The 22,700-nt window shown below is 49.6% G+C and carries 18 protein-coding genes; 14 read left to right on the top strand and 4 right to left on the bottom strand.

The window, feature by feature from the left end; translation table 11 throughout:
* Positions 1 to 60: 60 nt before the first annotated feature.
* Both NSU18_RS12780 and NSU18_RS12775 read right to left on the bottom strand, forming a co-directional pair.
* On the bottom strand, positions 61 to 1,200 hold the full coding sequence (locus NSU18_RS12780; protein WP_341151036.1) for an MGDG synthase family glycosyltransferase: 1,140 nt from the start codon (positions 1,198 to 1,200) through the stop codon (positions 61 to 63).
* A 55-nt stretch (positions 1,201 to 1,255) separates the two neighbouring features.
* Positions 1,256 to 1,783, bottom strand: a complete 528-nt coding sequence (locus NSU18_RS12775; protein WP_341019361.1) for a phosphatase PAP2 family protein — start codon at positions 1,781 to 1,783, stop codon at positions 1,256 to 1,258.
* A gap of 412 nt (positions 1,784 to 2,195) precedes the next feature.
* Here NSU18_RS12775 and NSU18_RS12770 point away from each other — a divergent pair, with 412 nt between their 5' ends.
* The 4 genes from NSU18_RS12770 (at position 2,196) to rplT (ending at position 4,868) form a co-directional block, all read left to right on the top strand.
* A complete protein-coding gene (locus tag NSU18_RS12770) occupies positions 2,196 to 3,437 on the top strand; it encodes a glycosyltransferase family 2 protein (RefSeq protein WP_341019363.1) in 1,242 nt (413 codons plus the stop codon).
* A gap of 284 nt (positions 3,438 to 3,721) precedes the next feature.
* Entirely contained in the window at positions 3,722 to 4,219 is a 498-nt protein-coding gene (gene infC, locus NSU18_RS12765) for a translation initiation factor IF-3 (RefSeq protein WP_036696103.1), read from the top strand.
* 57 nt (positions 4,220 to 4,276) lie between these two features.
* The gene (rpmI, locus tag NSU18_RS12760) at positions 4,277 to 4,477 is read left to right on the top strand and encodes a 50S ribosomal protein L35 (RefSeq protein WP_036696104.1); all 201 of its coding nucleotides are present in this window, start codon (positions 4,277 to 4,279) and stop codon (positions 4,475 to 4,477) included.
* A 31-nt stretch (positions 4,478 to 4,508) separates the two neighbouring features.
* Positions 4,509 to 4,868, top strand: a complete 360-nt coding sequence (rplT, locus tag NSU18_RS12755) for a 50S ribosomal protein L20 (protein WP_036649386.1) — start codon at positions 4,509 to 4,511, stop codon at positions 4,866 to 4,868.
* 86 nt (positions 4,869 to 4,954) lie between these two features.
* Here rplT and NSU18_RS12750 read toward each other — a convergent pair whose 3' ends face one another.
* The gene (locus tag NSU18_RS12750; protein WP_036696107.1) at positions 4,955 to 5,497 is read right to left on the bottom strand and encodes an acyl-CoA thioesterase; all 543 of its coding nucleotides are present in this window, start codon (positions 5,495 to 5,497) and stop codon (positions 4,955 to 4,957) included.
* Between the two features lie 308 nt (positions 5,498 to 5,805).
* Here NSU18_RS12750 and NSU18_RS12745 point away from each other — a divergent pair, with 308 nt between their 5' ends.
* The 5 genes from NSU18_RS12745 to NSU18_RS12725 all read left to right on the top strand — a co-directional run bounded on the left by NSU18_RS12745 (position 5,806) and on the right by NSU18_RS12725 (position 11,161).
* Positions 5,806 to 6,888 (top strand): BMP family lipoprotein, encoded by a 1,083-nt coding sequence (locus tag NSU18_RS12745; protein WP_341019365.1) that lies wholly within the window; start codon positions 5,806 to 5,808, stop codon positions 6,886 to 6,888.
* Between the two features lie 178 nt (positions 6,889 to 7,066).
* The gene (locus NSU18_RS12740) at positions 7,067 to 8,605 is read left to right on the top strand and encodes an ABC transporter ATP-binding protein (protein ID WP_341019368.1); all 1,539 of its coding nucleotides are present in this window, start codon (positions 7,067 to 7,069) and stop codon (positions 8,603 to 8,605) included.
* A complete protein-coding gene (locus NSU18_RS12735; RefSeq protein ID WP_341019370.1) occupies positions 8,598 to 9,674 on the top strand; it encodes an ABC transporter permease in 1,077 nt (358 codons plus the stop codon). The genes NSU18_RS12740 and NSU18_RS12735 overlap by 8 nt, the downstream gene beginning before the upstream one ends.
* Positions 9,675 to 10,625, top strand: coding sequence for an ABC transporter permease (locus tag NSU18_RS12730; RefSeq protein WP_341149182.1), 951 nt, complete (start codon positions 9,675 to 9,677; stop codon positions 10,623 to 10,625).
* Positions 10,626 to 10,813: 188 nt separating this feature from the next.
* Entirely contained in the window at positions 10,814 to 11,161 is a 348-nt protein-coding gene (locus NSU18_RS12725) for a hypothetical protein (RefSeq protein WP_341019373.1), read from the top strand.
* 22 nt (positions 11,162 to 11,183) lie between these two features.
* Here NSU18_RS12725 and NSU18_RS12720 read toward each other — a convergent pair whose 3' ends face one another.
* On the bottom strand, positions 11,184 to 11,630 hold the full coding sequence (locus tag NSU18_RS12720; protein WP_341019375.1) for a GNAT family N-acetyltransferase: 447 nt from the start codon (positions 11,628 to 11,630) through the stop codon (positions 11,184 to 11,186).
* Between the two features lie 587 nt (positions 11,631 to 12,217).
* Between NSU18_RS12720 and ilvB the strand changes: the two genes are divergently transcribed.
* The 5 genes from ilvB (at position 12,218) to NSU18_RS12695 (ending at position 22,577) form a co-directional block, all read left to right on the top strand.
* Positions 12,218 to 13,969: a biosynthetic-type acetolactate synthase large subunit gene (gene ilvB / locus NSU18_RS12715; protein ID WP_341019377.1), complete on the top strand. Its 1,752-nt coding sequence runs from the start codon at positions 12,218 to 12,220 to the stop codon at positions 13,967 to 13,969.
* Positions 13,970 to 13,974: 5 nt separating this feature from the next.
* Positions 13,975 to 14,454, top strand: coding sequence for an acetolactate synthase small subunit (ilvN, locus tag NSU18_RS12710; protein ID WP_036696181.1), 480 nt, complete (start codon positions 13,975 to 13,977; stop codon positions 14,452 to 14,454).
* A 187-nt stretch (positions 14,455 to 14,641) separates the two neighbouring features.
* Positions 14,642 to 15,634, top strand: a complete 993-nt coding sequence (gene ilvC / locus NSU18_RS12705; protein ID WP_341019378.1) for a ketol-acid reductoisomerase — start codon at positions 14,642 to 14,644, stop codon at positions 15,632 to 15,634.
* Between the two features lie 106 nt (positions 15,635 to 15,740).
* Positions 15,741 to 17,282, top strand: a complete 1,542-nt coding sequence (locus tag NSU18_RS12700) for a 2-isopropylmalate synthase (protein ID WP_341019379.1) — start codon at positions 15,741 to 15,743, stop codon at positions 17,280 to 17,282.
* Positions 17,283 to 17,744: 462 nt separating this feature from the next.
* The gene (locus NSU18_RS12695; protein WP_341149181.1) at positions 17,745 to 22,577 is read left to right on the top strand and encodes a SpaA isopeptide-forming pilin-related protein; all 4,833 of its coding nucleotides are present in this window, start codon (positions 17,745 to 17,747) and stop codon (positions 22,575 to 22,577) included.
* The last annotated feature ends 123 nt before the right edge of the window (positions 22,578 to 22,700 follow it).

Raw genomic sequence — 22,700 nt, 5'->3', positions numbered from 1 at the left:
CAGCAAAAGGCAGTCCGGTTCATTCATACCGGACTGCCTTTTGCGTTCCATTTTAGTTCTCTACTTTCCATGTTCTGCGCGCGGTTTATCCAGCATATCAATAATGCTTTGGGCGCTTTGCAGCGGGTTGTACCTGGAGATAGCCTCCAGATGAGCTTTGCGCGCCGCACGGACATTTCCGTAATCATTCAGCAGCCGCTCCATCCACCGGTCAACTACATCGAGGGAGCTGATCGGCTCCCCCAAGCCGGCGTCAGTGAAGTAACGGCAGTTCTCTTCTTCCTGGCCCGGCAGCGGCGAATGGAAGAGCATTGGAATGCCCTTGGCCAAGCCTTCGCTGCAGGTCATGCCACCCGGCTTGGTGACCAGCAGGTCGGACACCTCCATCAGCTTGTCAATCTCCCGGGTGAAGCCCAGCAGCCTGATGTTGGGATGCCTGAACCGCGTGTCCTGCTTCATCTCCTGCAGCAGCTTGCCGTTCTGGCCGAGGCAGAACACAATCTGCACCTTGTCCCGCCATCCGGCCAGGGCCGCGTTCACTACTTCGTCATTCATCATGCCCCATCCACCGCCCATAACCATGACCGTTGGAATATTCAGCAGCTTGAACTGCTCTTGAATGTCTTCCCGTCCGTGCTGCTCCCAGAAGCTCGGGTGTACAGGGATACCGGTTACCCGGATTTTGAAGGCGGCAACGCCCCGGCGGCGCAGCTTCGCCTTGACCTCGGGGGTGGATACCAGATAGCGGTCGACCTGCGGGCTGATCCAGCTGCCATGGGCGTCATAATCCGTAATGACCGTAATCAGCGGGGCCTTGAGCGGCGGGTGAAGCCGTTTCAGGCGTGAGATAACAGCGCCGGGAATGAAGTGGGTGCAGACGATAATGTCCGGCTTCAGCTGCTTCACAATATTTTGGGCATGCGTATAAAACAAGTGGTGCAGGGCAAGTGTGGTAAGACGATTGAATGATTTCTGGTGACGGTACACATAGCCCATCAGCCGGGGCTGGGAGGTGACCGTCTTGCGGTAGGCCGAGACAATCAGCGGGGCCACCTTGGGATTCAGGAAGCTTCCCAGCTCCAGCACCTTGGTCTGCACCTCCGGAGACAGCTTCCGCAGGCTGCTCGACAGCGCATATGCAGCCTGGGTATGCCCGGCACCGAAGCCCTCCGACAGCAATAATATTCTTTTTTTGCGCAATGTATAGTTCACCTGTTCCCTAGAGGTATTCACTGGCCGGCGCGCTTCTCAGGCATCATATCCAGAGGGCAAGCGTACCGGCTGCGACTCCAGACCCAATGACTGCTCCAGCCAGGACATCAGACGGATAATGCAGTCCGAGGTAGATCCGGGAGAAGCCCACTGTGCAGGCCAGAGGAAGCAGAACCGCAGTCAGGACAGGGTAGGCTATCATATAAGGAACCGTTGAGGCGAAGATAGCGGTCGTATGGCCTGAAGGAAAAGAATGATCCTTAAGCGGATTACGGAACGTATTGGTGTCCGGCAGGGCCAGATAAGGCCGCAGGCGCGGGTAGAGCTTTTTGGCGATAGCGACGGGCACATGGCTTATCGCCAGCGCGGCCAGCGCTTGCAGTCCTGTAGTTCTCCATGGCTGCGGGCATATTGCCCAGACCAGAAGATTGATGCCGATCGCGCTTGTTGCACCTCCGAGATGAGTGAGGTAGAAGAGCCAGAAGTTCAGAAACGGATTGTGCATCCGTCCGTTAATCCATTGAAACACCCGCTGCTCCAGGAGATGCAGTTTCTTGAATAAAGGTCTCATATCATGTCCCTCCGATAGTCCGGCTAAAAGAGTTCTGGCGCAGCTTAAGCAGCAGATTTCACGGCCTGAAGCTGTCTTTATCATACTTTTTTAAGGTAGCCCGTTCAAGAAAAAGCTCAGGTCCGCTCGAAAAATGTCTCTTTTGACTTGGGAGCCCCAAAGCGACTACAATGATTCAAGCAGGAAGATCGCGTTTATAAGGTAACAGAGAAATAAGGAGCCAGCCAGTACACTGGAATCCATATTCATATCTTATGAAACGGGACCATACAAATTCGGAATCCTGCCCGGCTAAAAAGGGATATATCTTGTCTACTGTAAGGAATTGAACAAAAAGGGTCAGATAGAACGTTACAAGCCAGAGTAGAGAAAGAGAACATCTAGACTTGGAAAAAGGGGGCATCAAAAGATCATGACAGACGCACTGTTTGTTACGCTCCAAGTGATCTTGGCGGCAATTGCAGTTTATCAGTTTGCATTCTCACTGTTTGGACTGCGCAAGAAGAAGAACAAGGTTCATTATGCGCCACAGAAATCATTTGCCGTGCTGGTTGCTGCGCATAACGAAGAAGAAGTGGTCGGCGCCTTGATGGAAAACCTGAAGCAGCTTAATTATCCCCAGGAACTGTACGATGTATTTGTCATCTGTGACAATTGCACGGACAATACAGCTGCGATCGTACGGGAGCACGGCATGAATGCCTGTGTACGTACCAACAGTAACCTGCGCGGTAAAGGCTATGCCATCGAGTGGATGCTGAAGGAACTGTGGGCGCTACCGCGCCAGTATGACGCTGTTGTCATGTTCGATGCCGACAACCTTGCACATACAGAGTTCCTGACAGAGATGAACAACGATCTGTGTTCAGGCGGCCGGGTCATTCAAGGCTACATCGATACGAAGAACCCGGAGGATTCCTGGATCACGGCTGCTTACGGAGTATCCTATTGGTACATCAACCGGCTGTGGCAGCTGTCGCGCCATAATCTGAAGATGGCCAACTTCCTCGGCGGAACAGGCATGTGCTTCGAGACGAACCTGCTGAAGGAAATGGGCTGGGGCGCTACCAGTCTGGTGGAGGATTTGGAATTCACCATGCGCAGCGCCTCCAAGGGCGTATATCCAAGATTTAATTATGATGCCAAAGTATTCGATGAGAAGCCGCTTACCTTCAAGGCTTCCTCCAGGCAGCGTCTGCGCTGGATGCAGGGTCATTTCACCGTAGCCCGCCGATACTTCTTCCCGCTGCTGTGGCAGGGGATCAAGGAGCGCAGCCTGACGAAGTTCGACCTGGCACTGTACGGAGCGAATGTGTACATTGTGTTGCTTACGTTCCTGATGACTGCTGTAATGTTTGTGGATAATGCTGTGTTGGGCGGTCCGCATATTGCGAATATTTACGGACATCTGCCACTGTGGCTCGGGTACTTTGCCGTAGGGGCGAACATTCTGACCTTCCTGCTGGCTATGGCGCTGGAGCGGGTGAAGTTCAAGAAGGTTTATCTGTACCTGCTGGTGTTCCCGGTGTATCTGCTCTCGTGGTATCCCATTACGTTTTATGCGTTCTTCACGCAGAACAACAAGCAGTGGAGTCATACCAAGCATACGCGTGTAGTCCGGCTGGAAGAAGTACAGAGCAAGCAGGTTTCATAATCCGCACTGTAAATTAATAATTTCAGAAGGTGTTGACTCCTTCGGTCTGATGATGTATAGTATTCAAGTGTGCAAAACATAGGGATTGCAAGCAGAAGCACCGGCTTCTCACCTGACTGGCTAACAGCCTGCTGGTTTTGATCTCAATGCTTTATGAATGGTTACAATTCATGAACGTTGATCAAACGGGGTGTCGGGGAATTACCGGCATCCCTTTTTTATGGAGAACCGTAATATATTATCTGAAAAATATTCGGAGGTGGAGGATTATCAGTAAGGAACATATGATCAATGATGAAATTCGTGCCAAAGAGGTTCGGCTGGTCGGAGCAGAGGGTGAACAAATCGGGATCAAGCCGATCCGCGAGGCGTTACAAATGGCGATCGATCTGAATCTGGATTTAGTCAACGTAGCACCGCAGGCGAAGCCGCCGGTATGCCGCATCATGGATTACGGCAAGTTCCGTTATGAAACGCAGAAGAAAGAGAAGGAAGCCCGCAAGAACCAGAAGATCGTGGATCTCAAGGAAGTCTGGTTCCGCGCAAACATTGAGGAACATGATTATCAGACCAAGTTCCGCAATGTAATCAAGTTCCTGGGTGAAGGCGATAAAGTGAAGTGCTCCGTCCGTTTCCGCGGCCGTGAGATTACCCACGCTAGTATCGGCCAGAAGATCCTGGAGCGCGTGAAGAGCGAAGTAGAAGAAATTGCTGTTGTAGAGCGCCAGCCTAAGCTGGAAGGCCGCAGCATGATTATGATTCTGGCTCCGAAGCCCCAATAATCCTGGAGTCACTTGCATAGCAATCTGGCGCCGCATAATATTCAAGGAGGAAACACCATGCCTAAAATGAAAACACATAGCAGCCTGAAAGGCCGCTTCAAGATCACTGGAACTGGTAAAGTATTGCGTTACAAAGCTCACAAGAACCACTTGCTGTCCCACAAGTCGAAACGTGCAAAACGCGTATTGAACGGCAATCCGGTAATGGCCCCTGGGGATGTAAGACGTTTGAAACAAGGACTCGCTAACTTGAAATAGTTAATCACACATTTTTGGGAGGTTTATTAATATGGCAAGAGTTAAAGGCGGATTTGTAGTTCGTCGTAGACATAAAAAAGTATTGAAGCTGGCAAAGGGTTACTTCGGTTCCAAGCACCGCATTTTCAAAACAGCTAAAGAGCAAGTAATGAAATCGATGGTTTACGCATACCGTGACCGTCGTCAGACTAAACGTAACTTCCGCAGACTGTGGATCGTACGTATCAATGCTGCAGCCCGTTTGAACGGTCTGTCTTACAGCAAGCTTGTATACGGCCTGAAATTGGCTGGTGTAGAAGTGAACCGTAAGATGCTGGCTGATCTGGCAGTGAACGATCTGAACGCTTTCAACTCCCTGGCTGTTGTTGCCAAAGAGAAGATCAACGCGTAAGACGCTATAAACCGAAAAGCACCGCCTGCGGGTTCTCCCGTGTGACGGTGCTTTTTTTGCGCGGTGGGAACCGCCCGGACGGACGGCTATTCCCAGTATTTCGTTGTGCTAAGCAGTGAAGCGAGCTTCTTGCTGCTGGAGCGTCTCAGCTTGCGCAGCGCAGACCGCTCGTCCGCAGACTGGCAGATCAGCTTCTCTTCGTCGGTCTGGGCCACAATGGCCGGAACTGGAGCTGTAGTACCGTCTTCATTCATGGCTACGAAGGTCAGGAAGGAAGTTGCGGCAACGGCGCGTTCGCCTGTGTAGAGATTCTCAGAGATGATCTTGACGAACACCTCGATGCTGGTACGGCCCGTCCAGGAGACAAAGGATTCGAAGCAGACGGAATCCGTTGGCCGGATCGGCAGGAGGAAGTCTACAGAGTCAGCGGATGCCGTCACCACGTTGACCCGGCAATGGCGCATAGCCGAGATGGAGGCCACTTCATCAATGGTGCTCATCAGCTTGCCGCCGAACAGCGTCTTGTGATTGTTCACATCATTCGGGAAGACACGGCCGGTTTTGAATACGCGGGATTCATGACAGTATTTGAAGTCGGGTGCAGCTTGTGGTGTGTGTTCTTGTTCCATTTTCAGTAACTCCCTTTGCGTACAAGATGTAATCATACATGATAATAGAAAAGCCTTCCCTGTGCAATAATAATGTTAATGCACTTGGAGCCATAAGCTACATTTTGAGGTTTTCTAACATATAACGGACATAGAGGTAACGGCTTGTGTCAAGGTAAGCGATTTCTTGTTGAAAAATGCAAATTATTATTGACCTGAGGTCATTAATAGACTGGATTTTAGCTTTTTTTGCAGGTATAATTTGTACTAATGGTATGTCCAAAGCAGAACACAGAAGACATCCAATTTACTAAGGGGGATCACTTTCGATGAAGAAGTTTTACCAACTATCTTTGGTTATGGTTATGGCCTTCACTGTCATTCTGGCAGGATGCGGTAACAATAACAGCGCTAATTCCGGTTCCAATGCTGGAGCAACTACTGCACCAACCGACGCAGCAGCTGCAACAGAAGCACCGGCACCAACTGAAGCTCCTAAGGCTGTCAAGCTGGGCCTCGTAACTGACGTAGGCGGCGTAAATGACAAATCCTTTAACCAATCCGCATGGGAAGCACTCCAGTCTCTTGAAAAAGAAGCTGGTGCTGAAATCAAGTACCTGCAGAGTAAATCCAATGCAGACTACGAGCCTAACCTTAACCAGTTCGTTAAAGGCGGCTATGATCTGACTTGGGGTATCGGCTTCGACCTTGGTGATGCTGTACTGAAGGTTGCCAAAGAGAACCCGAATGCTAACCTGGCGATCATCGACAGCGTAGTAGAAGCTCCTAACGTTGAATCTGTAACTTTTGCTGAGAATGAAGGTTCCTTCCTGGTGGGTGTTGTTGCTGGTATGACAACCAAAACTAACAAAGTTGGCTTTGTCGGCGGTATGGAAAGCCCGGTTATCAAACGTTTCGAAGTGGGCTTCAAAGCCGGCGTAGAAGCAGTTAACCCTAATGCAAAAGTAACAATCACTTATGCAGGTGCCTATGACAAGCCTGATACTGGTAAATCCCTGGCTGCAACGCTGTATGATGCCGGCAACGACATTATCTTCCCTGCTGCAGGCGCAACAGGCAACGGTGTATTCAACGAAGCGAAATCCCGCAACAAAGCCGGCGGAACTAAAGTATGGGTTATCGGCGTTGACAAAGACCAGTCTCTGGAATTTGGCGATGATGTAACTCTGACTTCCATGATCAAACGTGTTGACGAAGCGGTTAAGAAGGTTTCCCAGCAGGTTGTTGATGGTACATTCAAAGGCGGTACTACAACTGTTCTTAGTCTGAAAGACAATGGTGTAGGCCTTCCTGAAACATCCAAAGCTAACGTTAGCGCAGATATTCTGGCTAAGGTTGACGAATACAGCAAGCAAATCATTGACGGAACAATCGTTGTTCCTGCTGAGTAATTCACTGCTTTAGCTTTACCCGATTTAACATAACGACGAAGCAGGGCCGGTTCAAGTACTGGCCTTGTTCTCTGTCAGCAACTGTTATAGACAATCACAACTGTACCGTCCTTGTGTGGGGCGGTACAGCCGTGTCTTGAAGGCAATATTATATCTATTCTGTGATGAGGGTGATTCCATGAGTGCTGCGGCTCCTGTCGTAGAGTTGAAGCAAATCACAAAACGCTTTCCCGGTATCGTTGCGAACGACTCTATCAGTCTGACGCTGGAAAAAGGGGAGATCCACGCGCTGCTTGGTGAGAACGGGGCAGGCAAATCGACCTTAATGAATATCGTATTCGGACTGTACCAGCCCGATGAAGGCAGCATCGAAATCGACGGGAAACCGGTTATTATTGATAACCCCAATAAAGCTATTGAGCTTGGCATTGGTATGGTTCACCAGCATTTCAAGCTTGTTGATCCTTTCACGGTTACCGAGAACATTGTTCTGGGCATGGAACCGAAGAAAGGTCTTAAAATTGACTATAAATCCGCTGCGGAGCAGGTTCGTAAGCTATCTGAGCAGTACGGGCTACAAGTCAATCCAAATGCCAAAATTCATGACATTTCGGTAGGCATGCAGCAACGGGTAGAAATTATGAAAACCCTGTACCGCGGAGCGGATATACTTATATTCGACGAGCCTACCGCTGTACTTACGCCGCAGGAAATTACAGAACTGATGGCGATTATGAAGCGGCTCGTTGCTGAAGGTAAATCCATTATCCTGATCACCCATAAACTGAAGGAAATTATGCAGATTTCCGACCGTGTCACGATTATCCGGCGCGGCAAGGTAATTGATACAGTGAAGACTGCCGGAACCAATCCGAATGAGCTGGCTGAGAAGATGGTCGGACGCGGGGTTACGTTCAAAGTGGACAAGCAGACACCGCATATTGGCGAGAGCATCCTGAAGCTGTCTAATGTCAGCAGCAAAAGCAAGGATGGCGTGCCTGTGCTGAATAACCTGAGCTTTGAAGTGAAGGCAGGGGAGATTCTCGGAATCGCCGGCGTGGACGGCAACGGCCAAAGTGAGCTGATTCAGGCCATAACCGGGCTGCGCAAGATTGATTCAGGTTCGATTCAGGTCTCCGGTAAGGAGATTGCCAATCTGTCACCGCGTAAAGTATCTGAAATGAATGTCTCCCATATCCCAGAAGACCGTCACAAGCATGGTCTGGTGCTGGACTTCTCGGTAAGTGAGAACATGGTTCTGGAGACGTATTATAAGAGTCCGTACAACCAGAACGGATTCTTGAACACAGATGTCATTAACAAGCATGCAGAAGACCTGGTAAGGCAGTTCGATGTGCGTACACCGTCCATAGAGAACAAAGCCCGTTCCTTATCCGGCGGTAATCAACAAAAAGCGATTATTGCGCGGGAAATAGACAAGAATCCGACTCTGCTGATTGCCGCACAGCCAACACGCGGTCTGGATGTCGGGGCGATTGAATTTGTACAGAAGCAGCTTATTGCCCAGCGGGACCAAGGCAAGGCTGTGTTGCTGATTTCTTTTGAATTGGATGAAATTATGAATGTGTCTGACCGGATTGCTGTTATTTATGAAGGACAGATTGTCGGAGAAGTATTCCCGCAGGATACGAATGACCAGGAACTGGGTCTGATGATGGCGGGCAGTTTGAAGCGGGGAGGTCATGCGGATGTCTAGACTCCGGAAAATATTCGCAACAGACAGCTATATCGTTCCGCTTGTAGCGATACTAATGGGCTTCCTGGTGGGTGCTATAGTCATGCTGTTTGGCGGTTATGATCCTATCGCAGCCTACTCTGCGCTGTTCAAGCGCGTGTTCGGCAGCCCGTATGATTTCGGTGAAGCGATCCGTGAGATGACTCCACTGATGCTGACGGGTCTGGCGGTAGCCTTCGCTTTCCGCTCAGGGATGTTCAACATTGGTGCGGACGGGCAGGTCATGATCGGAATGACGGCTGCTTCTGTTGTCGGCATTAAGCTTGGCGGAGTATTGCCTTCCTTCCTTTTAGTCCCGCTTGCGGTCATAGCGGCTGCTGTATGCGGCGGGCTATGGGCCGGTATTGCCGGATATCTGAAGGCCAAACGCGGAATTAATGAAGTTATTACAACGATCATGTTGAACTGGATTGCGCTCTTCCTGTCGAATTATATTGTCCGGACCTTCCTGCTGCTCCAGGGGCAGAACCGGTCGGAGGATAATCCGGCTTCCCTCTCCATGACCTTCCTTTTCTCCACCTTCGATAACGCCCGTCTGCACTGGGGAACTGTAATTGCCCTGGCAGCAGCTACCTTCTTCTATGTCTATTTGTGGAAGACCAAGCAGGGTTACGAGATGCGTGCAGTAGGTCTGAATCCGCATGCTGCAGAGTATGCAGGCATGAATGTTGGACGTAATGTAGTGAAGGCTATGTTCATCAGCGGCGTGTTCGCAGGACTCGCAGGCGCTGGTGAAGTGCTTGGCGTTTTCCATTATCAATCTGTATTTGCAGCTTCACCTGGCTATGGATTCGACGGTATCGCTGTTGCCTTGCTCGGATTGACTCATCCGCTGGGTGTCATTCTGGCTGCCATTCTTTATGGCACGCTAACGTACGGCTCGGCTGGAATGAGCTTTGGTGCCGATGTACCGCCGGAGCTGATCCGTATTGTAATCGGTTCGATCATATTCTTCATTGCTGCGCAAGGCATTGTGCGCTGGGTGCTCAAACCGTTTTACTTCAAGCGCAAGAAAGAGAAGGTGTTATAGATGGAAATCTTAGGCCAATTGCTCAATACAACGCTTGTATTTTCCACAGCGTTAATATTTGCCGCCCTTGGCGGCATCTTCTCTGAACGATCCGGTGTTGTGAACATTGGACTTGAAGGCTTGATGATGTTCGGTGCGTTTGCAGCGGCTGTAGGCGGGTATTATGCACAGGAAGCAGGCATGGGCGAATGGGCTCCTTGGGTCGGAGTGCTTAGCGCGATGGCCGTAGGGGTGATTGGTTCACTGATTCATGCAGTGGCCTCGATTACCTTCAAGGCGGACCAGACGATAAGCGGTACGGTCATTAACTTCCTGGCCGCAGGCAGCACGCTCTACATGGTTAAGCTGATCTTCGAGGGATCAGGCGAGACTCCGCTGATCGACGGATTCAGCAAAGTGGCGATTCCCGGGCTCTCGAAGATTCCGGTCATCGGAGAAGGGATCTTCAACTCGTATCCCACCACTTATCTGGCGATTATCTTAGTTATTGTTATTTATTTCATCCTGTTCAAAACTCCATTCGGACTTCGTCTGCGCGCAGTCGGAGAACATCCGAGTGCGGCTGATACGCTGGGTGTCAATGTCAACAAGATGAGATACATCGGGGTTATGCTGAGCGGACTGCTGGCTGGGATCGGCGGAGCCACTATTACGTTGACTACTACAGGCACGTTTGCGCATAATACGATCTCTGGACAAGGCTTCATTGCCATTGCCGCGATGATCTTCGGGAAGTGGAATCCGCTGGGCGCTTTTGGTGCAGCTGTATTCTTCGGCTTGTCCCAGGCGATCCGCAACTATGTCCAGCTGTTCGAATGGTCGAAGAGCATTCCGCAGGAGTTCATCTTCATGATTCCTTATGTGTTAACCATTATTGTTCTGGTGAGTGCAGTAGGCCGCTCCTCGGCACCTAAGGCGCTTGGTGAACCTTACGACCCGAGCAAACGCTAGGGCCATCAGCAATACCATACTTAGTACTGAACAGAACAGAGCGCATTTCCGGAATTCCGGAAATGCGCTTTTTTTGTAAACTTGCAGGCAGCTGCTGCCGATACTTCAAGCCCGGAGGCGGGCGGATGTACAGGCAAATACCGGGTGAGGCGAATAGACTGTTAAGAAACAAATACAGGAGGGATATTATGGCACACCCGGTTACGAAACAACAGGTAATCAAGCTGATTGGCAAACATATCGTGGCGGTAAAAAAAGACGGGTCCAAGGTGACGGGCAAACTGGTCCGCATCTCAGGCAACCGGCTGATCTTGCAGCGAATCAGTGGTAAAAAAGTACAAACCAAGGCACTGATTCCGCTCGTGTTGTTTGATTTGCTGGCCATCGGTACGGCTCCTTACGGTTACGGCGGAGGCTACGGCTATGGCGGCGGGGCTCCTTACGGGGGTGGTTATGGTTATGGTCCTGTTCCCGGCCCTTATGGCGGCTATGGCCCCGGTCCTGGTTATGGGATTCCGCCGATTGGATTCTTTTAAGCCATAGAGCTTGCCTGCTCTATCAGCGGAACTGTTTCTCAAGCTCGTAACAGTAATTTTGCGGTTGATAACGGGCTACGCTGTAGCCCAGTTTTTCATAAAAGGCCAGACCGGCGGTATTTCCGGTATCTACGGAGACCTTCGCTCTATGGCATGCACGGGATAGTGCAAACCGCTCTGCCCTGTCCATGAGCATATTACCGTAGCGTTTACGCCTTGCTCCCGGGGAAATAGCGAGCATATCAATGTATAACAAATCGCCGTGCAGCAGAAAATGCACGAATCCCAGCGGATCGCTGTCGTAGTCGGGACAAGCAACAAGTGTGACTCCCTGTCCCAGGCGGCGCGGCAGATCCTTCCTGACCTGATTAATGATCGTCTGCGGAAGATGGGATAACGGGACAAGCTGCTTTTCAATCAAGTCATAAATAATCGTGTCATCCTGCCTGGGTCTGCGGTAACGAATCATAAATATTGCCCCCTTTCCACGCATTGTCGTACATCATATGCCCCTGGCGGTGTGGGCGTTCCGGCATGAATAGAACAAGATTTTATGAAGAATTTAAGGTATAACCCGCAGATGGGTATTGACTAACCGTGTGAGGAATCATATAATGTGTCTAAACATTTAACGAGCATACATGTATCGGCAATGATGAGGACGAAGTTTTAAGGGCTCTTTTGTTCAGAGAGTGAGAGGAATTGCTGCAACCTCCACCAGAATCCCTTATATACGAGCTCACCTCGGAGCTGTTTCCCTGAAAGGTCCATCAGCAAGAGCGGTGGAATTATTAGGGGGAATCGTTTGGTCCGCGTTAGGGACTTCAGGTTACGAAGATTTGGGCCCTGCCTACATCGATGGATTTTTGTATCCTGATAAGGCATATCATCGAGAGATGTTATGCAAACATGGGTGGTACCACGGAAGCTAAACCTTTCGTCCCTCACGCGCTTCTTCTGCGCGTGGGAGGCGAAAGGTTTTTTTGTTGAACAGGGAGAAATTACGGCCTGTTCGTAAATATTAAGGCATGTGAACGATTGAAGGGAGGAATACTGATGAGCGCGCAATTACCGGAAGAAGTGCGGTCGATAGAGCAGTTACGTGAGAAATGGAAGAATCCTGAGGTGGTATCGGGGTCTGAGATCCTGCTTCGCAGCCTGGTACTTGAAGGTGTAGATACGGTATTCGGATATCCGGGCGGGGCTGTACTTTATATCTATGATGCGCTTTATGGCTTCGAGGATTTCAAACACATTCTGACACGCCACGAGCAGGGAGCGATCCATGCAGCTGACGGGTATGCAAGAGCGAGCGGTAAGCCTGGCGTATGTATTGCGACTTCAGGTCCGGGAGCAACCAATCTGGTGACCGGAATTGCTACAGCGTATATGGACTCCGTTCCGCTGGTAGTGATTACCGGGAATGTATTCTCCAGCCTGATCGGTACCGATGCGTTCCAGGAAGCGGATATTACCGGGATCACGATGCCGATTACGAAGCACAGCTATCTGGTGCGGGATGTTGAAGATCTGCCGCGTGTTATTCATGAAGCTTTCCATATTGCGAATACGGGCCGTAAGGGTCCGGTACTGATTGATATTCCGAAGGATGTATCCGCGGCTAAGACCTTGTTCACGCCGGTTCAGCAGCAGGGAGTTAACCTTCGCGGCTATAATCCGCGTACCGTTCCTAACAAGCTTCAGCTGGATAAGCTGGTGAAGGCCATTGCTGCTTCCGAACGTCCGATCATCATTGCAGGCGGCGGGGTTATCTACTCCGGAGCGCATGAGGCGATGTATGAATTCGTGAAGCGTTCAGAGATTCCTATTACTACAACCTTGCTGGGTCTGGGCTGTTATCCTAGCGCGGAGGATCTCTGGATGGGAATGCCGGGAATGCATGGCACATATACCGCTAATAATGCAATTCAGCAGTGCGACCTGCTGATCAATATCGGCGCCCGGTTCGATGACCGTGTGACCGGGAAGCTGGACGGCTTTGCGCCTAAGGCAAAGATTGTACACATCGATATCGACCCTGCCGAGATCGGCAAGAACGTATCGCCGGATATTCCAATCGTTGGCGATGTGAAGACGGTGCTGGAGATGCTGAACCCGGATGTGAAGCGTGCTTCGCAGGCAGATGCCTGGAGAACGCAGATCGCCCAGTGGAAGCTGGAGCAGCCGCTCCGGTATAAGGATTCAGATACCGAGCTGAAGCCGCAATGGGTTATCCAGATGATCAATGACACCACCAAAGGTGAGGCTATTGTGACGACTGACGTAGGCCAGCATCAGATGTGGGCTGCACAGTATTACAAGTTCAATCATCCGCGCTCCTGGATTACTTCAGGCGGCCTTGGAACAATGGGCTTCGGCTTCCCTTCGGCGATTGGGGCACAGATGGCTCATCCGCAGCGGCTGGTTGTCTCCATTAATGGTGATGGCGGGATGCAGATGTGCTCCCAGGAGCTGGCGATCTGTGCGATTCATAATATCCCGGTCAAAATTGTGGTTATTAACAATCAGGTGCTTGGAATGGTCCGCCAGTGGCAGAACCTGATCTATGAGAAGCGTTACAGCTATACTGATCTGGCGGGAAGTCCGGATTTTGTAAAGCTGGCTGAGGCTTACGGCGTGAAGGGACTGCGGGCAACCACCAAGGAAGAAGCCGGCGCTGCCTGGAAAGAAGCCATGGAAACACCTGGACCCGTCCTGGTAGAATTCGTTGTTCCAAAGGATGAGAATGTCTACCCGATGGTAACTCAAGGCTCTACCATTGATCAAATGCTGATGGGGGATGAATAACAGTGATGAGACATACGATTGCTGTGCTCGTAAATGACCAGCCTGGTGTGCTGCAGCGGGTATCCGGATTATTCGGCCGCCGCGGCTTCAATATTGAGAGTATTACGGTGGGGCAATCCGAAGAGGTCGGATTGTCCCGGATGGTAATTGTAACATTGGGTGACCAGCATACCCTGGAGCAGATTGAGAAGCAGCTGTACAAGCTGATTGATGTAATCAAGGTGGTTGATCTGGGCGCCAAACCAATGGTAGCCCGGGAGCTGGCACTGATTAAGGTGAAGGCAGAGCCGTCAGAACGGCCGGAGATTATGGGCGTAGTCGAAACCTTCCGTGCTTCTGTAGTAGATATTGGCTCAACCAGCCTGCTTGTACAGGTAGTTGGGGATACCACCAAGATTGATGCAATGATCGAGCTGCTTAAGCCTTATGGAATAAAGGAGCTGTCACGGACCGGAGTCACTGCGATGATTCGCGGGAATGCCTGATTGTCACATTTTACAGCTTTAACGAATTACTGCTTGCGTGCATTAATTTATTAAGATTAGCTCAGACTTGCCCGCGAAAGAGCGGGGGCTTGAGGAACGCGTCATTATATAGTAAGACTAATATGCAACGTGTTTTTGAAGCACCCGCTCTTTACGATGGGTCCCAAATTAAAGGAGGATTTTGACAATGGCAGTTACAACGTACTATGAAAAGGATGCAGAGCTTAGCGTATTGAAAGGAAAGACAATTGCGGTAATCGGGTACGGTAGCCAAGGACATGCCCAGGCACAGAACCTGCGTGACAGTGGTCTTCAGGTGGTTATCGGTCTGCGTGAAGGAAAATCGTTCGAAGCTGCCAAGAATGACGGGTTTGAAGTATTGTCTGTAGCAGAAGCGGTATCACGTGCAGATGTGGTGCAGATTCTTATGCCGGACGAAACACAGGCATCTGTATATAAGAACGATATCGAACCGAACCTTAAGAATGGTGCGGCTCTGATGTTCTCCCACGGCTTCAACGTACATTTCGGACAAATCGTAGCTCCTAAGGATGCCGATGTGCTCCTGGTAGCTCCTAAATCCCCGGGACACATGGTACGCCGTACTTATGTTGAAGGCTTCGGCGTTCCCGGCCTGATTGCTATTGAACAGGATGCAACCGGCAATGCCAAGGCTATCGGTCTGGCGTATGCTAAAGGCATCGGCTGTACCCGTGCGGGAGTCATCGAAACCTCCTTCCGTGAAGAGACTGAAACGGATCTGTTCGGTGAACAGGCTGTCCTCTGCGGCGGTGTGTCCGAGCTGATCAAGGCTGGCTTCGAGACATTGACTGAAGCCGGATATGCTCCTGAGATGGCTTACTTCGAGTGCTTGCATGAACTGAAGCTGATCGTTGACATGGTATATGAAGGCGGATTGTCCAGCATGCGCGATTCCATCAGTAACACTGCGGAATACGGTGACTATGTAACTGGACCACGCATCATTACTGCTGAGACCAAGAAAGCTATGAAAGAAGTGTTGTCTGATATTCAGCAGGGTAAATTCGCCCGCGACTTTATCCTCGAGAACCAATCCGGCCGTGCTTTCCTGACTGCTACCCGCCGCAACGAAGCCGCTCATCCGGTAGAAGTAGTCGGCAGCCAGCTGCGTGAAATGATGCACTGGATTAAGAAATAGGTCATATACTTACAATTGCAATGAACCATAGGTAACCCTCAGATGCGGCCGTAATTTTGCGGGCCGCATTTGAGGGTTTATGGACAATCTTCAGGAGGTGCTCAGCATGCGGAAAATTTATGTGTTCGACACGACGCTGCGTGACGGGGAGCAGTCGCCGGGTGTGAACCTCAATACGCGTGAGAAGGTAGAAATCGCTTATCAGCTGGAGAAGCTGGGAATTGACCGGATGGAGGCAGGTTTTCCTGCCGCTTCGCCGGGAGATCTGGCTGCGGTGAACGCAGTGGCCAGAGCGGTTAAGAATGTCACTGTAATCGGTCTGTCCCGTTCCAGAGAGAGCGATATTGATGCGGTCAAGGAAGCGCTGCAGGGGGCACAGGACCCTTGCATTCATATTTTCCTGGCAACCTCGCCGATACACCGTCAGCATAAGCTGCGCATGGAGAAGTCGCAGGTGCTGGAAACGGCTCAAGCGGCGATCCGCTATGCCAAGAAGTATTTTCCCAAGCTGGAATTCTCCCTGGAGGACGCCGGCCGTACCGAGCGTGATTTCATGGCTGAAATGGTGGCGATGGCGATCCGCGAGGGTGCGAACGTGGTGAATATTCCAGATACGGTCGGGTACCTGAATCCGGCGGAATACGGGGCCATCTTCAAGTTCCTGAAGGACACAGTACCGGATATCGACCGGGTACAGCTTAGCGCCCATTGTCATAATGATCTGGGGATGGCTACGGCCAATACCCTCGCTGCCATTCAGAATGGTGCAGACCAGATTGAGGGTACGATCAACGGAATCGGGGAACGTGCCGGCAATACAGCGATTGAAGAGGTGGCTCTGGCGCTGGAGACCCGCAGTGAGTATTTCGGTGCCAAGACCTCTCTGGTGCTGTCTGAAATCTCCCGTACCAGCCGTCTCGTCAGCAAGCTGACAGGGATGGTTGTGCCGGGCAACAAGGCGATTGTCGGTGCGAATGCCTTCGCTCATGAATCCGGGATTCATCAGGACGGTATGCTGAAGGAGAAGACGACCTACGAGATTATGACACCGGAAACGATCGGCCTTAAAGAAAGCAAGCTGGTGCTCGGCAAGCATTCGGGCCGTCACGCTTTCCGCGATAAGCTGAGTGATCTGGGCTATGACATTTCCGAGGAAGAGGTCAATGCCGCTTTTGCCAAGTTCAAGGATCTCGCAGATAAGAAAAAAGAAGTCTCGGACGAGGATATCCTTGCGCTTCTGGAAGAGAAGCTGATCGATACACCGGAGACCTTCAGCCTGCAGACGATCTATGTTACGTATGGCAATGAGGCAACTCCAACCGCCAAGGTAATCATTCACGGCCAGGACCCGCAGCCAATTGTGGCGGTTGCCGAAGGCAACGGGTCGGTAGACGCGATCTACAATGCCATTGACCAGGCTACAGGGGAAGAAGTTACACTCGGCGATTACTCGATCAAAGCCGTCAGCAGAGGTAAGGATGCTCAGGGTGAGGTACATGTCGTGCTCTCGCAAGGCGAGGTGGCTGCACAGGGCCGCGGACTTAGCACCGATATTCTGGAAGCGAGTGCCAGAGCCTACTTGGATGCACTGAACAAGCTGATTGAGAAGCGCAAGACCTACACCAAGCGTGAGCATGCCAATCTCTAATTCAACTCTTTAAAAGAAGCTTCACCGGACCAGTTCATTTATCCGGGGAGGCTTCTTTTTTTTGCTCAAAAATATGCTGAAATTTTTTTTGCGTAGCGTATGCCGGTTTAGAATCCAGCCGGAGAGGATTTGAAACAAGTTTTTGTATAAAAAGAATGAACAAGATGGGTCGGAAAAGTGAAAAAAAGTTCACAAACAAAGGCTGATTCCTCATATTCTGCGTTTGAAACCACTTTTTTGCCGATAAAATTATTTAATATTTTAATTATCTATAATTTATCTCATAATCTGTTCAGAAATTGTTCAGAGGCGGGAAGTAAAGTTACGAAAGTACAGTAAAAGCGAAATTGAAGGCCCACATACATACTAGTGACAGGGGGACGATCAGGAAGAAGCAGGCGGGAACGGTATTTGCGACGCTGGAACAATCATTTTGCAGAAAGAGAGAGAGGTTATAGTGATATGAAGAAAAAGACGATAGGCGCCTGGTTGGTTGTTGTAATGCTCATTACACAGTTTGCCAACGGTTTCGGGTTCATGACCAAGGTTAAGGCAGATGGGACGGACAGTATCATCACCAGTGTTACGATGGCCGTGTATGAGAATGGCACACAGGTCACGGATAGTGTCTATAAGCTTGATTCGGAGGTTAAAGTAGGCTTGACCTTCAAGCTTCCAGTAACGGACCCTGATACTGGGGCACATGGCTACAAGGGTGGAGATACATTCGTATATCAGTTGCCTTCCCAGTTAGCCATCGATAAAAATTACTCGGGTAAATTACTCTACGATGGAGTGGAGTCAGGCAGTATCGGGACCTATGCGGTAGGCACAGATAACAAAGTGGTGCTTACATTTAATAGTGAAATCGAAGGCTTGTTTAATGTAGGCGGTACTTTTAATGTGACGTCCAAACTTAGCTCCACCAAAGTCACTGGAACTACGACTCAGGAGCTGTTATTCCCGATTGCCGGGAACCTGAATAATACGATTGTTATTAAAGTCCATCCTAAGGGCGGCACCAGCATTACCAAGGACGGAATTCCACAGCCGCAAAAATACAATCCGTCCAGCATTCTCTGGACCGTTGATGTAAATACTGTGCAGGATGAAGTATATAAAGCGGTCGTTACGGACTCTCTTCTGGCAGGACTGGAGCTTGACCTAAGTTCAATTGAGGTCTATAAGCTTGCAGTGGATGTCCAAGGGAATACATCGCAACAAGGGAAGATCAGTTCGGATCAATATGATGCTTCAGGAAGTACGGCAAGCAGCTTGAACCTGAAGTTCACAAACACCATTACAGATGCGTATCGTGTGAAATTTTCGACGAAGATTACAGATACAGCGGTTAAAAGTTTCACCAATACCGCTAAGCTTACTGGTGAAGGAATCGATAAGAGTTCTTCCAAGACGGTTGATATTGTGCGCGGACTTCCGCTGAAGAAGACTGCGGGGAATTTTGATCCTGCGGATGAGACCATTCCTTGGGAGATCCAGTTCAACTATAATGAACAGACCATTACATCCGCTAATGCGGTGTTGCTGGATTATTTTAATGATTCCCAAAAATTAGTTGAAGGTTCATTAGTCGTATACAAAATTCAATTGGATCAAGACGGAAAAGAAGTAGGAAGCGGGACTCCTATCAATGAAGGACCCGATTATACTCTAACCTCGCCTTTGACCGACAAAACGGGCAAGACGGGTTTCAAACTGCAATTTAACAACGATATCAATACTGCATATAAAATTAAATATAAAACCAAAGTCAAAGATCGTGTATACGGATATACGGAAACCATCCGCAATGATGTGACCTACAACGGCGAGACCAAATGGGCTACACGTGATATTAACCAGCGCATCGTGGAGAAAAAAGTCGCTGATGTAGACTATTTGAACAAGACAGTAAAATGGACCATCGAGGTAAACAAAGATTCTAAAGTGATGAAGAATCTGGTATTGAAGGATACTTTTGATAATGGCGGGTTGAAATTAATCGAGCCAATCACAATTACCTCGACACCAGCTATAAACAGCTCAGATTATACGATTACACCTAACGGAACGGATTATGCCCAAGGCGCCGGATTCACCATCACATTCTCGAAGGCTATTGATAAGCCGTTTACGGTGACGTATTCGACCAGTTTTGACTATTACAAATTGCAGAGTGGTGCAACCAGCTTCAAGAACACCGCACAGCTCGATTGGAAGGATGCTAACGACAAGGATCACACCATTAAGGGTGATGCAACCTTTAATCCGCGGGATGAAGTCAAAAACAACGGTAAGAAGACTGGTGTATACGATGTAAATACCAAGCAGCTTACCTGGACAGTTGGGGCTAACTATAATAAACGTGTACTGGCAGCAGGGGCTACGCTAGTAGATACAATTCCTGAAGGCCAGAAAGCAACTAGCGTAACTGCAGTAGTTTACAAGATGAACTATGGAAAAGACGGGGAACATACGAAGGGGGCTGTGATAGACGCTTCCGAATACACGCTTAATGTTACCGACACGAAGCTGACAGTCAAATTCAAAGACCCGGTGGATTATGCATTCTATGTAGTCTTTAGTACAGAATTCATTGGCAGTGATGTAAATAAAGAACAGGTTAAGAATACAGCTACCTTGTACGATAAGGACAACAAGGCTGTATCAGAGCCTCTGGAAGTCACAGTAACCATTCCTAAGGGCGGACAATATGTAGCCAAAGGCTTTACCCAAGATAACAATGATCAGACTCTTCTGAACTGGAAAGTGGTCATCAACGCGAACCAGTCCGTTGTCAAAAATGTTAAACTGGTAGATAAACCTAGCGCAAATCAGGTGCTTTTGCCGGACAGCTTCCATCTCTTTGAGACAACTGTCGATCAGCAGGGGAATGCAGGAAACCAAGGTTATGAATTGAAGAAGGATGTTGATTACACCCTTACCTTCAAAACCGGCACAGACGGTAAAGAAAGCTTCGAGCTTGTCTTCCTGAACACAATCAGCAAACCATATATTCTGACTTATCAGACGGTTGTAACTGAGGCAGGAAATAATGTACAGCTGAAAAATGAAATCTCGTTTAGCGGTGACGGTGTAAGTCAGATTACAAAACCTGTTACTTCTGACAAGAGCATTCAAATTGTAGATACATCCGGTACAGGTAGTGGTGTAAAAGGCTCGCTAATAGTTACCAAAACCAATCAGGCCGGTGATGAAAAACTTAAAGGCGCTGAGTTCGCACTCTCACGGATAATTGGAACTGAACTGAAGGAGACTCAAAAACAGACTTCTGCAGAAGACGGAACCCTGACTTTTACAAATCTTAAGGCTGGTAAATATGTACTGAAAGAAACCAAAGCGCCGGTTGGCTATTCACTGGACAGCTCTGAGATTAAGGTGACGATTAATTCGTCCACGGCGGTGCAGCTAACCGTCAAGAATGATTTCTTCGGTTCACTCAAGCTGACCAAGATGGATGTGAATGATTCCTCCAAGAAGCTGGAAGGTGCAGTATTCGAATTGTTTAACTCCCAGGGTGCACTGGTAGGAACGAAAACAACCGATGCCAAGGGTGAACTGGAGTTCACCAAGCTTAAGGGCGGGGAGTATACCCTGAAAGAGAAAACAGCCCCTGCCGGTTATGTCCTGGATTCTAAAGTGATTAATGTGACCATTGATCCATCACAAGAGAAAAAAGTTACCGTGACTAACGCACTGATTCCTGCCGAAGTCTTCGGCTCACTGAAGATCACTAAGATTGCGCAGGAGGATGCGGGCAAGAAGCTGAAAGACGCAGAATTCGGATTGTATGATTCCACCAAGAAGCTTGTGACAAGCGGAAAAACAGACGCTGACGGCGTATTGGAGTTCAAATCGCTGAAGCTCGGAACGTATACCCTGAAGGAGCTTACTGCTCCGGTTGGTTATGTGCTGGATGAGACAGAGCATACCGTAACGATTGACTCCGGTGTACAAAAGATATTGGCCCCAATCACGAACAAACAGATTCCAGCCGAAGTCTTTGGTTCACTCAAGCTGACTAAGGTGGCTGAGCAGGATACCAGCAAGAAGCTGGAGGGTGCAGAGTTCGCGCTGTATGATTCCGCTAAGAAATTAGTGGCAAGTGGTAAAACAGACGCTGACGGCGTATTGGAATTCAAATCGCTGAAGCTCGGAACCTACACCCTGAAGGAGCTTACTGCCCCTGCCGGTTATGTTCTGAATGCAACAGAGCAGACTGTAACAATCAATTCCGGCGTACAGAAGGTACTTGCGCCAATTACGAACAAACTGATTCCGGTTGAAATCCTTGGTTCGCTCAAAGTAACGAAGGTTGCTGGTGAGGATACGAACAAGAAGCTTGCAGGAGCAGAGTTCGGACTGTATGATTCCGCCAAAAAATTGGTGGTCAGCGGAAAAACAGATGCAAATGGTGAACTGGTATTCACATCGCTGAAGCTGGGAAATTATATTCTGAAGGAAATTACAGCTCCGGAAGGTTATGTTCTGAGCGTAACAGAGCATCCTGTGACAATTGATTCCGGTGTGCAAAAAGTGCTGTTGCCGATTACTAACCAAAAGGTAACCACACCGCCGGCAGAATCGACACCGACACCAACGCCGGTGACACCAACAGCAACACCGAAGCCAGTTACAGAACCAACAGCAACACCAGTGCCAACATCACCGCCGGTGTATTATACACCGACACCTGTACCATCAAGCATTCCTGGAGTTATCGGTACACCAACGCCGACACCATCGGTGACGCCAGCACCAACGGCAACTCCGGCTGCATCAAGTACGCCAGGAGTAACAGCAACACCACAGGTGACGCCAGCAGTAACACCGGAGCAGCCTGGAACGGTTAGCACTCCAACGCCGCAAGCCACACAGGTGACTACGATTGAGGAAGTGCCTATCGACGGCGAGATTCCGCTGGGAGGTATCCCTAGCATCGGCGAAGAGCCGGCGCATGGTACGGTAACTATTACACCGGATGGCAAATGGACGTATACACCAGATCCAGGCTACACCGGCAAGGATAAATTCACAATTGTCGTTACGGATGAAGACGGCAATGAGGAAGAGATTACAATTGAGGTTGGTGTTGATGAAGTGCCTAAGGGCACGGTTACTGAACCAACTGACAAAGGCAACAACAGCGGACTTCCCGGCAAACTTCCACAGACCGGAGAAGAAAGTCCTCTCCCGCTGTATCTGACTGGCGGCGGATTGATTATTCTGGGATTTGTACTGTCCAGAAGATTCAATGCCCGCAAGAAAATGTAGGAGAGTACAACTGATCAGGCATTAACAGCTAATATGGCAGTATAGACAAAGACACCCGCAGCAGGCTGCGGGTGTCTTTGGTATAACAAATATAAAGTCGCTGAAATAATGCCGTCCCTGAAT

This window comes from Paenibacillus sp. FSL H8-0048 (assembly GCF_038002825.1).
Lineage (GTDB): Bacteria > Bacillota > Bacilli > Paenibacillales > Paenibacillaceae > Paenibacillus_AQ.
The sequence above is the reverse complement of the archived record's forward strand: the minus strand, read 5'-3'. Positions and strand labels throughout refer to the sequence as shown.

What these genes read in the sequence shown, in the direction of transcription:
- ilvN (WP_036696181.1), top strand. Translation starts at nt 13,975, where the DNA reads ATGAGACATACGATTGCTGTGCTCGTAAATGACCAGCCTGGTGTGCTG.
- NSU18_RS12730 (WP_341149182.1), top strand. Translation starts at nt 9,675, where the DNA reads ATGGAAATCTTAGGCCAATTGCTCAATACAACGCTTGTATTTTCCACA.
- NSU18_RS12735 (WP_341019370.1), top strand. Translation starts at nt 8,598, where the DNA reads ATGTCTAGACTCCGGAAAATATTCGCAACAGACAGCTATATCGTTCCG.
- NSU18_RS12700 (WP_341019379.1), top strand. Translation starts at nt 15,741, where the DNA reads ATGCGGAAAATTTATGTGTTCGACACGACGCTGCGTGACGGGGAGCAG.
- NSU18_RS12750 (WP_036696107.1), bottom strand. Translation starts at nt 5,497, where the DNA reads ATGGAACAAGAACACACACCACAAGCTGCACCCGACTTCAAATACTGT.
- NSU18_RS12695 (WP_341149181.1), top strand. Translation starts at nt 17,745, where the DNA reads ATGAAGAAAAAGACGATAGGCGCCTGGTTGGTTGTTGTAATGCTCATT.
- rplT (WP_036649386.1), top strand. Translation starts at nt 4,509, where the DNA reads ATGGCAAGAGTTAAAGGCGGATTTGTAGTTCGTCGTAGACATAAAAAA.
- NSU18_RS12745 (WP_341019365.1), top strand. Translation starts at nt 5,806, where the DNA reads ATGAAGAAGTTTTACCAACTATCTTTGGTTATGGTTATGGCCTTCACT.
- NSU18_RS12725 (WP_341019373.1), top strand. Translation starts at nt 10,814, where the DNA reads ATGGCACACCCGGTTACGAAACAACAGGTAATCAAGCTGATTGGCAAA.
- NSU18_RS12775 (WP_341019361.1), bottom strand. Translation starts at nt 1,783, where the DNA reads ATGAGACCTTTATTCAAGAAACTGCATCTCCTGGAGCAGCGGGTGTTT.
- ilvC (WP_341019378.1), top strand. Translation starts at nt 14,642, where the DNA reads ATGGCAGTTACAACGTACTATGAAAAGGATGCAGAGCTTAGCGTATTG.
- NSU18_RS12740 (WP_341019368.1), top strand. Translation starts at nt 7,067, where the DNA reads ATGAGTGCTGCGGCTCCTGTCGTAGAGTTGAAGCAAATCACAAAACGC.
- NSU18_RS12770 (WP_341019363.1), top strand. Translation starts at nt 2,196, where the DNA reads ATGACAGACGCACTGTTTGTTACGCTCCAAGTGATCTTGGCGGCAATT.
- infC (WP_036696103.1), top strand. Translation starts at nt 3,722, where the DNA reads ATGATCAATGATGAAATTCGTGCCAAAGAGGTTCGGCTGGTCGGAGCA.
- rpmI (WP_036696104.1), top strand. Translation starts at nt 4,277, where the DNA reads ATGCCTAAAATGAAAACACATAGCAGCCTGAAAGGCCGCTTCAAGATC.
- NSU18_RS12720 (WP_341019375.1), bottom strand. Translation starts at nt 11,630, where the DNA reads ATGATTCGTTACCGCAGACCCAGGCAGGATGACACGATTATTTATGAC.
- ilvB (WP_341019377.1), top strand. Translation starts at nt 12,218, where the DNA reads ATGAGCGCGCAATTACCGGAAGAAGTGCGGTCGATAGAGCAGTTACGT.